The organism is Butyrivibrio proteoclasticus (assembly GCF_900115735.1).
GTDB lineage: Bacteria > Bacillota > Clostridia > Lachnospirales > Lachnospiraceae > Butyrivibrio > Butyrivibrio proteoclasticus_B.
The window spans coordinates 19,907-32,893 of sequence record NZ_FOXO01000007.1; the positions used below are offsets into that span (position 1 = coordinate 19,907).

Genomic DNA, 12,987 nt, shown 5'->3' on the forward strand with positions numbered 1-12,987 from the left:
TGGATTTTATTGTCATTTTTGATTTTCAATGACAATAAAATCCACTTTTTTTGACTAAAGTCATCTGCTAAAATCAACCTTATGAAAGTAAGAAAAGACTTATACGAAAAAAAAATAAGAAGACAGTATCTGGTGCTGATACTAACGCTTCTTTTTACGCTTTTGACACTTATCTTTGGGTCGCTATACTTTAGATTTTATAGATTAGAGCTTGTTAAGCAGGCGGAAGCCCACACTTATGACAAGTACTTTGTGATGATAACTGATAATTACAAGACAGATTTCTGGCAGTCGGTGTATGAGGGAGCGCTGGAAAAAGCCAGGGAATCTGATATCTATGTAGATCTTTTGGGGATGAATCTTTCAAGGGACTATTCCTGTGAAGAACTGATGAAGATAGCAACAGCATCAAAGGTTGACGGGATTATGGTTTGTGCCGATGAGTCAAGTTCCATGACTGCACTTATAAATGATGCGGTTAGTAATGGAATACCTGTAGTCACTCTCTATGGTGATAACACTCATTCCGACAGGCTGAGTTTTGTAGGAATCGGTGGATACAGCGTAGGCAAAATGTATGCTAAGCAGATCATCAATATTATCAAGGATGCGAGGCGCGAAAAGCTTTTTGGAGACGAGGGAATTGAGGAAAACAGAAAGGTTCAGGTCGCAGTTCTTGCAAATGCTGATACCAAAGATGCCGGACAGAATATCATTATTTCTGCCATTCAGGATACTATCAGTGAAGAAAATGTAACAGATGCAGAGTTTGATGTTTCAATTGTTACAGTTGATAACACAAATGCATTTTCAGTGGAAGAATCAATCAGGGATATCTTTTTAAATGAGGATGTTCCTGATGTAATTGTGTGTCTGAATGAGCTTAATACCACTTGTACGTATCAGGCAGTTGTCGATTTTAACAAGGTAGGTGAGGTCAATGTACTTGGATATTATGACTCTTCGGAGATTGTTAAAGCTATAGACAGAGGAGGTGTTTATGCAACAATCTCAATTGATACCAGGCAGCTTGGAGAGTACAGTGTTTCTGCCCTTTTGGACTATTATGAATTTGGAAATACAAGCGAATATTATCTGGCAGACGTAACACTTATCGACAGAAGTAACGTGGCAGATTTCCTGAAGAAGGAGGCTCTTGATGAATAAATTCTTAAACAGCCCCCTTCAGACCAAGATCATAAGCGCCTGCGTTCTTGCCAATATAACCATATTTATCGTTAATCTCTTTTTGATAGTCGGGATCAACAGTATGTCAAAAGACATGGAGATGGTCTATGAAAGTAACAGGTCTTTAAATGAGCTTTCCGTGGCGCTTAACATGGTTCAGGATTCCATGACGGAGTATCTTTCTTCAAAGACCAGCGAGTCTCTTGAGAACTACTATATAAATGCTCAGAAATTCAAGGATTTGACTGATGATCTGGGAGATAAAGTTACTGATTTTTCTTTTAACCGAATGGAAAGAAACATAAAGTACATGTCGGGGGAATACCTTGAGCAGGTTGAGCAGACTATAGAGGCCAAAAGAGGAAGAAATGTAGAAAAATACAGAGCCTACTATGAATCCTCCACGGATCTTTTTGAGAACATACAAAGCTATATTACAAGTCTTAATCTGGAGCTTTTTGTAATAAATTCAGAGGATTTCATAACACTGATCCAGACCTTTAGAACCTTTGAGATTATAGGCGTTGTGGTCATGACTTTTGTGATGATAGGGAATGTGATCATAATCACAAGCTTTGTTAAAGCAATGATAATGCCACTTAGAAGCCTTGCGGATTCAGCCAATGAGATCGCAGACGGTGACTTTGATGTCACGCTTCCATCGGTATCCTATAGCGATGAAGTCGGCATTGTTATTGGCGCCTTTAACAAGATGATCGTCAGCATCAAGGACTATATTGAACAGCTCAAGGTCAGTATGGCCAATGAGCGTTATATGCAGGAAAAAGAGCTGATGATGGAGGCACATCTTAAGGACGCACAGCTGCGGTATCTGCAGGCCCAGATAAACCCGCATTTTCTTTTTAACACGTTAAATGCAGGTGCACAGCTTGCTATGATGGAGGGGGCCGACAGAACATATGAATATGTTCAGACTGTAGCTGACTTTTTCAGATACAATGTTAAAAATCAGAAGGATGCTGTTACTTTAAGGGAAGAGGTTACTTTGGTTGACAATTACATCCACATTTTAAATGTGCGTTTTTCTGGGGATATCGGTTATGAAAAACAGGTGGATGAAAGACTTCTTGATCACAAAATGCCCAGTATGATCCTTCAGCCTATCGTAGAGAACGCTGTAAATCACGGTATAAGGGAAATGGCCGGTGATGGCAGGATTGTTCTTAGGGTTTACAGGCAGGATAAAGATGTCTGCATAAGTGTGAAGGATAACGGAAAAGGCATCAGTAATGAGACTATAGAAAAGATCCTTTCAGGGGATTATGTAAGCGATGAAAACGCCTATGACAACAACGGAATAGGCATGGACAATGTGATAAAAAGGCTACGTCTTTTTGTGGGGTATGAGGACGTATTGCGGATATTTAGTGAAGGAGAAGGTAAGGGCTGCGAAGTAGTTATTCGTCTGCCTCTTGAGGGAGCAAAGAATGTACAGAGTGATGATCGCTGATGACGAGGGGATTGTCATCGATTCAATGAAATTCATAATCGAAAAAGAGTTCGGGCAGCTATGCCAGGTTGAGTTTGCAAAATCAGGACGAAAGGTCATAGAACTTGCAGAGAGCTTTAGACCTGATATTGCGGTTATAGATATCCATATGCCGGGAATCAACGGCATTGATGCTATAAAAGAAATGAAGAGGTTCTGCACTAACACTGTTTTCATTGTTATGTCCGCCTATGATAAGTTCGACTATGCTAAAGAGGCCATAAAACTGGGGGTTTTGGAGTATATCACAAAGCCCATGGAGAGGATAAAGGTAATTACAGTGCTGAAAAAGGCCATGGAGCAGATAGATAGCGAGCGTGAAAAGCGCAGCAATGAGCTCCTAATCAAGGAAAAGCTTGAGACTGTTGAGCCTATTATCGAGAATGGACTTATTTATGACATTCTTTTACAGGAACACTTTGAAGAGGATATAGACAGTTATAGGGCTATCTTGGGGATGAATGAGAACTATGGCTGTATGCTTGCCATTGTCTGTGGCGATTCCCAGGAGGGAAACCACATGACCAACGCAGTTGGAAGCTCTGTAAAAATATCAGGTAAATATCAGGAGATAAGAGAAGGTGTCAGGACTTTTTTTGACTGCAAGATTGGAAACGTAATGGCCAATAAGATAGCAGTTCTTTTGCCTCTTGAAAAAGAGAGTCTTGATTATAACGAGAGAACTGAGATCATTGACAGGGCAAGGGAAATGGCCAGGTTTCTTAAGAAAAAGACGGAGATCAGCTTCAGAGTGGGAATTGGCGGAGTTAAGCCCTTAAGGGAGCTTGCAGAGTCTTATAAGGAAGCTTTAAACGCACTTATAGCTACAACGGGCTCAGTTGCCCATGTGGATGACCTTACTATTAGCTGTGGATATGAGGATGATTATCCCAAGGACCTTGAAAAGCCCATGTTTGATGCGGTTTCAAAAGGTGACCAGAATGGAACTTTGGTATATGCGGAAAAGTATGCCGACTGGATGTGCCAGAGGGCCGTGGATGGAGACCTGATGTCCATGAGGCTTAAAGTTCTGGAGTTTTCTTTATACGCAGAGCATCTTGCATATCAAAACGGCGGACAGACCTACAAGTACTCTGGGAGAAATAACTACCTTCCTGAAATAATGGAGCTTGATTCGCCACTTGAGATAAAGAAATGGTTTATAGACAAGATGTCTGGGGCCTGTCAAAATGTGATCAGTAAGAGAGAAGAACGCTCAAATAGCATCATGAAAACGGCTATGGATTATATAAAAGACAATTTTCACAAGGACATATCACTTGATGATGTATCAAGGGTTGTAAATATATCGCCTTACTATTTCAGTAAGATATTTAAAGAAGAGAATGGCCTTAATTTCATTGAGTATCTGACAAATGTAAGGATAGAAAAGGCTAAAAAGCTTTTGGAGGAGTCGGACCTTTCCATAAAAGAGATATGTATTTCCTGTGGCTATACTGATCCCAATTATTTTAGCCGCAGTTTTAAGAAAAACGTTGGAGTTACACCTACAGAATATAAAGACAGGTTCTAAAGGGTATTTAAAATGGGGAAAAGAATAAGAAGGGTTATTTGTGTTTTTTTACTGGCTTTTTTAACTGTTATGTCCTTTAGCGGATGTGAAAAAGAATCGGCGAAAGCAGATAGTAGTGCGGAGAAGGAAAGCGATAAGATCCAGATCGGCATGTGCTTTGATTCTTTTGTGATAGAGCGCTGGCAGAGGGATAGGGACATATTTGTCTCCACGGCAAAAGAACTGGGAGCAGAGGTTAATGTTCAAAATGCCAATGGAGATCCTGCGCAGCAAAAACAGCAGATTGATTATTTTATAAAAAAGGGCATGGATGTGATAGTTATCATTACTATTGATTCCGAGGAAATCTTGGAGAGCGTAGAAAAGGCCAGGGAAGCAGGAATCAAGGTAATCGCCTATGACAGACCTATTGCAGGGGCAGATGCAGATCTCTATATTTCTTTTGACAATGAGAAGGTCGGGGAAATGATGGGAAATGCCCTTATGAAAAAGGGGCTGAGCAGCGGGAAAGTGCTTATGCTCTGTGGATCGCCAACAGACTACAATGTACCTATGGTTGAGAGCGGCTTTGGAAAAGTAATGGAGGAGAATAAGATACTTGTCCTTGATGTCTTTCATGCTGATGGCTGGAGAGCGGAACTTGCAGGGGATTATATCTACGAGCACATGGATCTGGTTGAACAGGCTGATGCTATTATGTGCGGCAATGATGACCTTGCCAGCAAAGTGGTCCATGCGCTGTCTGAAAAGCGACTTGCAGGGAAAAAGCTGGTTGTGGGACAGGATGCTGATCTTGAAGCCTGCCAGAGGATAGTCGAGGGAACTCAGCTTATGACTGTGTATAAGCCAATCGAGAAGCTGGCTCAGAAAGCGGCGCAATCAGCAGTTAGACTTGCAAAAGGTGAGAAACTTATGGAAGAAGAACTCTCTGTATATGATAATGATGGAAAAGAAATCCCGTATCTAAAGATAGAACCGGTCAGTGTTACGGCGGATAATATCGATGAAGTTATAATTAAAAGCGGTTTTCATTTAAAAGAAGATGTGTACTTAAATGTTCCGGGTAAAATGCCAAAATAATGATAATAGCATTATTTTGAAAACGATTAAGCTGTGCTTGCAATAAAATGCTAGCACAGCTTTTTTTTACAAAGATTTAATAATAAAAATGTGCTATAAGTCGTAAGTTACTCCTATTCTCCCGATGCTAGAATGACTCTCGTAAGGAGCAGAAAACAATCTGCAAAAAACTACTAACAAACTATTGTGGGAGGAAAAGAAATGAAGAGAAAACTATTAAGTGCAGTTCTTTCAATGGCTATGGCAGCATCGCTCATGGTTGGATGCGGAAGTGCAGCACCGGCTCAGACACAGACTGACAACAGCGCAGCTCAGACTGAGACCAAAACAGAGACAAAGACAGAGACACCTGCACAGACAGAGAGCGCAGGCGGCGGAAAAGTCGGCGTTGCAATGCCTACTAAGGATCTTCAGAGATGGAACCAGGATGGTGCCAACATGGAAGAGCAGCTCAAGGCAGCAGGATATGATGTTGACCTTCAGTATGCATCAAACGATATTGCTACTCAGGTTTCTCAGATTGAGAACATGATCAGCCAAGGAGCACAGGTTCTTGTTATTGCTTCTATCGATGGTGATTCACTTGGAACTGTTCTTGCTCAGGCAAAAGAAGCAGGGATATCAGTTATCGCTTATGACCGTCTTATTATGAATTCAGATGCTGTTTCATACTATGCAACATTTGATAACTACATGGTTGGAACAAAGCAGGGCGAGTACATCAGAGATCAGCTTGACCTTGATAACGCAGCAGGCCCATTCAATATCGAGATCTTCACAGGTGATCCTGGTGACAACAGCGCAAGATTCTTCTATGGCGGTGCCATGGACGTACTTAACAAGTACATTGACGAAGGCAAGCTCGTAGTTCAGTCAGGTCAGAAGGACTTTGATAACGTTGCAACAGCTAACTGGTCAACAGAGAATGCACAGTCAAGAATGGATGCTATCATTTCTGCTAACTATGCAAATGGAACAAAGCTTGATGCAGTTCTTTGCTCAAATGATTCAACAGCACTTGGTGTTACAAACTCTCTTGAAGCTAACTACACAGGTGATTGGCCAATCATCACAGGTCAGGACTGTGACGTTGCAAACGTTAAGAACATGATCGCTGGTAAGCAGTCAATGTCAATCTTCAAGGATACACGTACACTTGCAGCTAAGACAGTAGAGATGGTTGACGCTATCATGAAGGGCACAGATGCTCCTGTTAACGATACATCAACATACAACAACGGAACAGGCGTTATTCCTTCATACCTTTGCGAACCTGTATTTGCTGATGTTAACAACTACAAAGAACTTCTTATTGATTCGGGTTACTACAAAGAGAGCGATCTTCAGTAATTAAGCTTTATACAGGCGGGTCTTACTGGCCCGCCTTATATTTGAGAATAAGTCGATACAGATAGAAAAGGAGGAGGGGCAACATTGGAAAAGATATTATTGGAAATGAAAAATATCACCAAGACCTTTCCTGGTGTGAAAGCATTAGACAACGTTAACTTAAAAGTTGTGAATGGTGAGATCCATGCGCTTGTTGGAGAAAACGGGGCAGGAAAATCCACACTGATGAATGTGCTTAGTGGTGTTTATCCATATGGTTCTTATGAGGGTGATATTGTATATGATGGTGAAATTTGCAAGTTTGGAGCCATAAAGGATAGTGAAGAGAAGGGAATAGTTATTATTCATCAGGAACTTGCGCTTATTCCCTATATGACTATTGCTGAGAATATGTTCCTCGGAAATGAGAGAGGAAAGAAAATAAAGATTGACTGGAACGAGACAAACAAGCAGGCGAGAAGATACCTGGATATTGTTGGACTTAGAGAAAGTACACAGACATTGATCAAGGATATTGGTGTTGGTAAACAGCAGCTTGTAGAGATTGCCAAGGCTCTTTCTAAAAGGGCAAGGCTTCTTATTTTGGATGAGCCTACATCATCACTCAATGAGACTGATTCAAAAGCGCTGCTTGATCTTTTGCTAAGGTTAAAGGAAGAACGTGGTCTTACTTCCATTATCATTTCTCACAAATTAAATGAGGTTTCTTATGTGGCAGACAAGATCACTGTCATAAGAGACGGAGCGACTATTGAGACTCTTACAAAGGGCGTTGATGATTTCTCTGAGAGCAGGATAATCAAGGGAATGGTAGGTCGTGAGATCTCAGACAGATTCCCAAAGAGAGTGCCAAACATCGGCGATGTGAGCATGGAAGTAAAGAACTGGAATGTTTACCATCCTTTACATAAAGATAGAAAAGTTGTTGATGACGTAAATATCTATGTCAGAAAAGGTGAAGTTTTAGGAATCTCCGGCCTTATGGGCGCAGGAAGAACAGAGCTTGCCATGAGTATTTTTGGAAAGAGCTACGGAGAGAATATCACCGGACAGATTTTATTAAACGGAAAAGAAGTACAGCTAAATACTGTTAAGAGTGCGATCAAGCATGGACTTGCATATGTTACTGAGGACAGAAAGGGAAATGGCCTTATTCTTTCAAATCCGATCAAGACAAATACAACAGTTGCAAATCTTGAGGCAGTAAGCCACAGAACAGTAATTGACAAGCATAAAGAATATGCGGTTGCGGTAGAGTACAAGGATAAGCTAAAGACAAAGGCGCCTTCTGTAGAGCAGCATGTTGGCAACTTAAGCGGTGGAAATCAGCAGAAAGTTCTTTTGGCAAAATGGATGTTTGCTAATCCTGATATCCTAATACTTGATGAACCTACGAGAGGTATTGATGTAGGTGCTAAATACGAAATTTACTGCATAATAAATCAGCTGGTAGCGGAAGGAAAATCTGTAATCCTTATTTCTTCCGAACTTCCTGAGGTACTTGGAATGTCAGACAGAATCTATGTCATGAACGAGGGAAGGATTGTAGGAGAACTTGATGCCAAGGAGGCAACTCAGGAAAAAATTATGTCTAAGATTTTGCAAACTGCTGGTTAAATAAATAGGAGGAAAGCGATGAATAAGGAACAGGTTTTGGGGTTTTTGAAGAAAAACACCATGGTAATAGTCTTAATTATTGTAGTAGCGTTTTTTTCATGGAGAACAGGTGGAGCAATACTTCTTCCTATGAATGTAAGTAACCTGATCTCGCAGAACGCGTATGTGTTCATTCTTGCAACAGGTATGCTGCTTTGTATTCTGACAGGTGGTAACATCGATCTTTCAGTTGGATCGGTGGTATGCTTTGTAGGTGCTATCGGAGCTCTTTTGATGGTAAATGTAGGAGCACCTGTGTGGCTTACAATTCTGATAATGATCCTCATAGGAACAGCAATCGGCGCATTCCAGGGCTTCTGGATTGCATTTGTAAGAATTCCTCCTTTCATTGTTACACTGGCAGGAATGCTGGCGTTTAGAGGATTGTCAAATGTAGCATTAAATGGTCTTACAGTATCTATAAAGGATCAGACAACATTTGTAAACCTTTTCGGAGGCGGTGCAGATTGCTATATTCCTGATTTCTTTGGGAATGGAAGCCTGAACCTCACATGTCTTTTTGGAGGAATCCTTGCGGCATCAGTGCTGGTTCTTTTGCAGATTCTCAGCAGAGTAAAGAAAAAACAGAACGGTTATGACCTTGAACCTGTATGGACCTTTGGAATAAAGCTTGCAATCTTGGCAGCAGTTATTATTCTATTTGCTTATAAACTTTCTCAGCATAAGGGAATTCCTACAGTTCTCATCTGGGTATTGGTTGTAGTAATCATCTATGGTTACATCACAAGTAACACTACAGTTGGCCGTTACTTCTATGCAGTTGGCGGAAATGAGAAGGCTACAAAGCTTTCAGGTATCGACACAAACAGAGTATATTTCCTTGCATATACAAATATGGGATTTTTGGCAGCACTTGCAGGAATGGTAACAATCGCAAGACTTACATCAGCTCAGCCAACCTATGGCCAGAACTATGAAATGGATGCGATTGGTTCCTGTTTCATCGGTGGAGCATCAGCTTACGGTGGAATCGGAACAGTTCCGGGGGTTATTGTAGGTGCGGTTCTTATGGGTGTTATCAACCTTGGTATGTCACTTATGGGCGTTGATGCCAACATGCAGAAGGTTGTAAAAGGTGTAGTTCTTCTTGCAGCAGTTATCTTTGATGTAGTATCAAAGCGCGGCGGCAAGATGATCGTTAAGAATTGATACAAGATAAGCTTGAAAACAGCTAAAAACCACTTTGTGGATTAGCAAGAGGATTTCTGTCAACCTGTTTGGTTGCGCAGAAATCCTCTTTATTTGTATATGCGTAAGTGAGTTGGATACATAGGGACGGTTTGAAAAAAAGTTTATATTGCGGCTCCTTACGCCACCATTGACTGAGCCTGAGGAAAACGCCATGCAGGCTCTGCTGACGGTGAGGATGATGGGAACAGTAGTTTTCTCGCACCGTCGGATTCAGCATTGTAGCGTTTTCCTCAGAACCCGTCAATGGCAAGCACCTTGCGGTGTGGCTGGTACAATTGCCTCTGGCTCTGACTCCGAGAACAGTAGGGATGGCTACTTTCAATAATGTGTAGGGCTATATTTTCATTTTACTGTGACAATTTATTTATTATAACCGCACAGATAACGTGCTATTACAAAAAATATGACCTAATTAGCATTTTTCACTTGCCTAGGTCATGATTTTTGTCATGATATTGCCTTGTTATTACAGAATTCATGACCTAAACAGCATTTTTCTTTTGGCTAGGTCATATTTTTTGTCGTGATATTGCTAAACTACTACAAAATTCATGACCTATTCTGTATTTTTCTTATATTTAGGTCATATTTTTATCGTGATAATGCTTAAACTGCTACAAAATTCATGACCTATTTTGTATTTTTCTTTTACTTAGGTCATGATAGGTATCAAAGTGAATTGGGTATATAGTCATATTTTTTAAGTTAACACATCCATCGACAGTATTTTCAGGAAGTGAAATTGGGCATATACGAGAAAAAATGGATTGCCACATCCATTGGATGAGTGAACTTTAGACATATGCTCTCTATATAATGGTGTGGTAACCTCAAATAAGGCCGTATATGCCCAAAATCACAAGTCAAAACCCTTGTCGCATGGTGTCGTAAGCTCAAAAATCAGGCTATATTTCCAAAACAGAATCTTCACTCTTTTTACATTGAAAGACGCAGACGCAGACATATAGTCACATGCATCTTTGAAAGTAGCCATCCCTACTGTTCTCGGAATTGGAGCCTGAGGCAATAATCCCCAGCCACACCGAAGGTGCTTGCCATTGACGGGTTCTGAGGAAAACGCTACAATGCTGAATCCGACGGTGCGTGAAAATCTACTGTTCCCATCATCCTCACCGTCGGCTCGCAGGCCAAGGCGTTTTCATCAGGTTCAGTCAATTGTGGCGTACGTAGCCGTAATCTAAAATTTTTAGAGAGTTAAAGAAGTCACTTACGCATATACAAAAGGAGATCATATTGCCGCGGATTATTATGATAAATACCTTTAGTAATTTACCACGTTAATATGTTGACATAATATTTTACATATAAAAACACGTGATATCGGTAATAGATTAATTTCACTCCTGCAGTTTAGTGAATTAACTTGATATATTTTAACAATTCAACGCTTTCTATTGCTAAATTGATATGTATAAAGTATAATGAAAAAATGTAATTTATAAAAATTTAATATTTAAAGTAGAAAGTGGGTTTACATAAATGATGAAACTGTCACAGATGCCTTATGAGCGTCCTGATATGGAAGCAATAAATGCTTTTTATGAAAAACTTATTGCAGATAGTAAGAATGCTAAGAGCGGTGAAGAACAGTACGCGCTCCATAAGAAATACACAGATTTTTCTGCAGATGTTAATACAGAGATCAGACTCGCTGTATTTAGACATAATATTGATACAACTGATGAGTTTTATTCAAAAGAAAATGATTATGTTGATGAGATAATGCCTCTTATTTCCAATCTGGATAATCAGTATAAAAAGGTTTTATTTGAATCTCCATATCGTGAGTATCTTGAAGAAAAGATAAACAAGATCTTTTTCAAGAATATTGAACTTGCTAACAACTCAATCAGTGAAGAGATTCTTCCTCTTATGCAGGAAGAAAATGCACTTATCAGTAAGTATGACAAAGTGATCGCTTCTGCAAAGATTCCTTTTGATGGGGAAGAGTATAACATTTCACTTCTTCGTAAAAAACTTACCGATGAGAACAGAGACACAAGAAAGCGCGCATGGAAAGCTCTTTCAGAGTATTTCCTCTCAGTTACTGATGAGATTGATGATATTTATGACAAGCTTGTAAAGAACAGAACAGAGCAGGCTAGAAAGCTTGGATACGATAATTACGTAGAACTTGGCTACAATCGTATGCAGAGGAATGCATACAGAAGAGCTGAGGTTGAGAATTTCAGAAAGCAGATAAAGGAATCTTTTGTTCCTTTTGTATGTGAGATTCAGGAAAAGAGAAAAGCTCAGATTGGTGTAGATGAGCTTAAATACTATGATAACGATGTATTCTTCAAAAATGGCAATCCAGCACCTATCGGAACACCTGAAGAGATCATGAAAGCAGGACAGGAGATGTATTCAGAACTTTCTCCTGAAACAAAAGAGTTCTTTGACTTCATGATGGAGAATGAGCTCTTTGATGTCCTTGGCAGAAAGACCAAAAAAGCCGGTGGATATATGGATTATCTTCCTAAATATAAGGCTCCATTTATCTTTGCTAACTTCAATGGTACAAGTGGAGACGTAGATGTTATCACTCATGAGTGTGGACATGCGTTCCAGGGATTTGTTACCAGAAATGACGAGACTCCTGAAAACAATGACCTTACTATGGAGACTGCTGAGATCCATTCCATGTCAATGGAATACTTCACATACGGATGGATGGATAAGTTCTTTGGCGACAGAGCAGATGACTATCTCAAGATGCATCTTCAGGATTCAATTACATTTATTCCTTATGGATGTATGGTTGATGAGTTCCAGCATATTGTTTATGACAAGCCTGAGATGACTCCTGCAGAGAGAAAACAGGTTTGGAAAGACCTTGAGAAAACATACAGACCATGGCTTGATTTTGATGGCGATGAGTTCTTTGATGAAGGTGGTTTCTGGCAGAAACAGGGACACATTTTCTGGAACCCTTTCTATTATATTGATTATGTTCTTGCAAGCGTAGTAGCTATGCAGTTTAAAGTATGGATGGACAAAGATTATAAGGATGCCTGGAACCATTACTTGCAGCTTTGCAAGCTTTCAACAAGAGATTTCTATGAAAATGAGCTGGCTGAAGTTGGTCTTAAGAGTCCGTTTAAGGATGGCACGATAGAAGAGCTGGCTAATAATATGAGAGAAAAAGTTTGATAATTATTTATTATAGGAAGAGATAGGTTACTGTTCAGACAGAAATGCGCACTAAACTGCGCATTTCGTGAGAACTTGATACGGGAGTGAGCGCATTCCATCGACGAAGTCGATTTGGAATGAATGCGCGAAGTGGTTACTGGAGCGAGCTGTATGCGAGTGAACAGTAACAGAGATAGATTATTTTTTACCAAAATAAGAAAACTTTAGTTGCATTTTTGGTTTCGCCGATTTAAAATGATAAAGTGTTAAAAAGACATATGTACGTCAGTGACAAACACTG

The 12,987-nt window shown here is 40.0% G+C and carries 9 protein-coding genes; 8 read left to right on the forward strand and 1 reads right to left on the reverse strand.

The genetic code is table 11. From position 1 onward, the window contains the following. Nucleotides 1-81 precede the first annotated feature (81 nt). The 7 genes from BM146_RS05780 to mmsB all read left to right on the forward strand — a co-directional run bounded on the left by BM146_RS05780 (nt 82) and on the right by mmsB (nt 9,488). Nucleotides 82-1,167, forward strand: a complete 1,086-nt coding sequence (locus tag BM146_RS05780) for a sugar ABC transporter substrate-binding protein (RefSeq protein WP_074885717.1) — start codon at nt 82-84, stop codon at nt 1,165-1,167. Continuing rightward, complete coding sequence (locus BM146_RS05785; protein ID WP_074885720.1) at nt 1,160-2,659, forward strand: sensor histidine kinase; 1,500 nt, start codon at nt 1,160-1,162, stop codon at nt 2,657-2,659. Before BM146_RS05780 ends, BM146_RS05785 begins: the two co-directional genes overlap by 8 nt. Further along, the gene (locus BM146_RS05790) at nt 2,637-4,232 is read left to right on the forward strand and encodes a helix-turn-helix domain-containing protein (protein WP_074885725.1); all 1,596 of its coding nucleotides are present in this window, start codon (nt 2,637-2,639) and stop codon (nt 4,230-4,232) included. Before BM146_RS05785 ends, BM146_RS05790 begins: the two co-directional genes overlap by 23 nt. Before the next feature lie 12 nt (nt 4,233-4,244). Continuing rightward, the gene (locus tag BM146_RS05795) at nt 4,245-5,312 is read left to right on the forward strand and encodes a sugar ABC transporter substrate-binding protein (RefSeq protein WP_074885729.1); all 1,068 of its coding nucleotides are present in this window, start codon (nt 4,245-4,247) and stop codon (nt 5,310-5,312) included. 201 nt (nt 5,313-5,513) lie between these two features. Next, nucleotides 5,514-6,662 (forward strand): multiple monosaccharide ABC transporter substrate-binding protein, encoded by a 1,149-nt coding sequence (chvE, locus tag BM146_RS05800; protein WP_074885732.1) that lies wholly within the window; start codon nt 5,514-5,516, stop codon nt 6,660-6,662. 84 nt (nt 6,663-6,746) lie between these two features. Further along, a complete protein-coding gene (mmsA, locus tag BM146_RS05805; protein WP_074885735.1) occupies nt 6,747-8,279 on the forward strand; it encodes a multiple monosaccharide ABC transporter ATP-binding protein in 1,533 nt (510 codons plus the stop codon). An 18-nt stretch (nt 8,280-8,297) separates the two neighbouring features. Beyond that, nucleotides 8,298-9,488 carry a multiple monosaccharide ABC transporter permease gene (gene mmsB / locus BM146_RS05810; RefSeq protein WP_074885738.1) on the forward strand — a complete coding sequence of 397 codons (1,191 nt, stop codon included), beginning with the start codon at nt 8,298-8,300 and terminating at the stop codon, nt 9,486-9,488. A gap of 898 nt (nt 9,489-10,386) precedes the next feature. On the opposite strand, the gene BM146_RS19830 is transcribed toward mmsB, so the two are convergent. Continuing rightward, nucleotides 10,387-10,524 (reverse strand): hypothetical protein, encoded by a 138-nt coding sequence (locus tag BM146_RS19830; RefSeq protein ID WP_207649898.1) that lies wholly within the window; start codon nt 10,522-10,524, stop codon nt 10,387-10,389. A 509-nt stretch (nt 10,525-11,033) separates the two neighbouring features. Here BM146_RS19830 and BM146_RS05815 point away from each other — a divergent pair. Continuing rightward, entirely contained in the window at nt 11,034-12,704 is a 1,671-nt protein-coding gene (locus tag BM146_RS05815) for a M3 family oligoendopeptidase (RefSeq protein ID WP_074886052.1), read from the forward strand. Nucleotides 12,705-12,987: the final 283 nt, after the last annotated feature.

Bases quoted from the DNA above. Each gene is read 5' to 3' on its own strand.
- BM146_RS05780 (WP_074885717.1), top strand. From the start codon at position 82: ATGAAAGTAAGAAAAGACTTATACGAAAAAAAAATAAGAAGACAGTAT.
- BM146_RS05785 (WP_074885720.1), top strand. From the start codon at position 1,160: ATGAATAAATTCTTAAACAGCCCCCTTCAGACCAAGATCATAAGCGCC.
- BM146_RS05790 (WP_074885725.1), top strand. From the start codon at position 2,637: ATGTACAGAGTGATGATCGCTGATGACGAGGGGATTGTCATCGATTCA.
- BM146_RS05795 (WP_074885729.1), top strand. From the start codon at position 4,245: ATGGGGAAAAGAATAAGAAGGGTTATTTGTGTTTTTTTACTGGCTTTT.
- chvE (WP_074885732.1), top strand. From the start codon at position 5,514: ATGAAGAGAAAACTATTAAGTGCAGTTCTTTCAATGGCTATGGCAGCA.
- mmsB (WP_074885738.1), top strand. From the start codon at position 8,298: ATGAATAAGGAACAGGTTTTGGGGTTTTTGAAGAAAAACACCATGGTA.
- BM146_RS19830 (WP_207649898.1), bottom strand. From the start codon at position 10,524: ATGGCTACTTTCAAAGATGCATGTGACTATATGTCTGCGTCTGCGTCT.
- BM146_RS05815 (WP_074886052.1), top strand. From the start codon at position 11,034: ATGAAACTGTCACAGATGCCTTATGAGCGTCCTGATATGGAAGCAATA.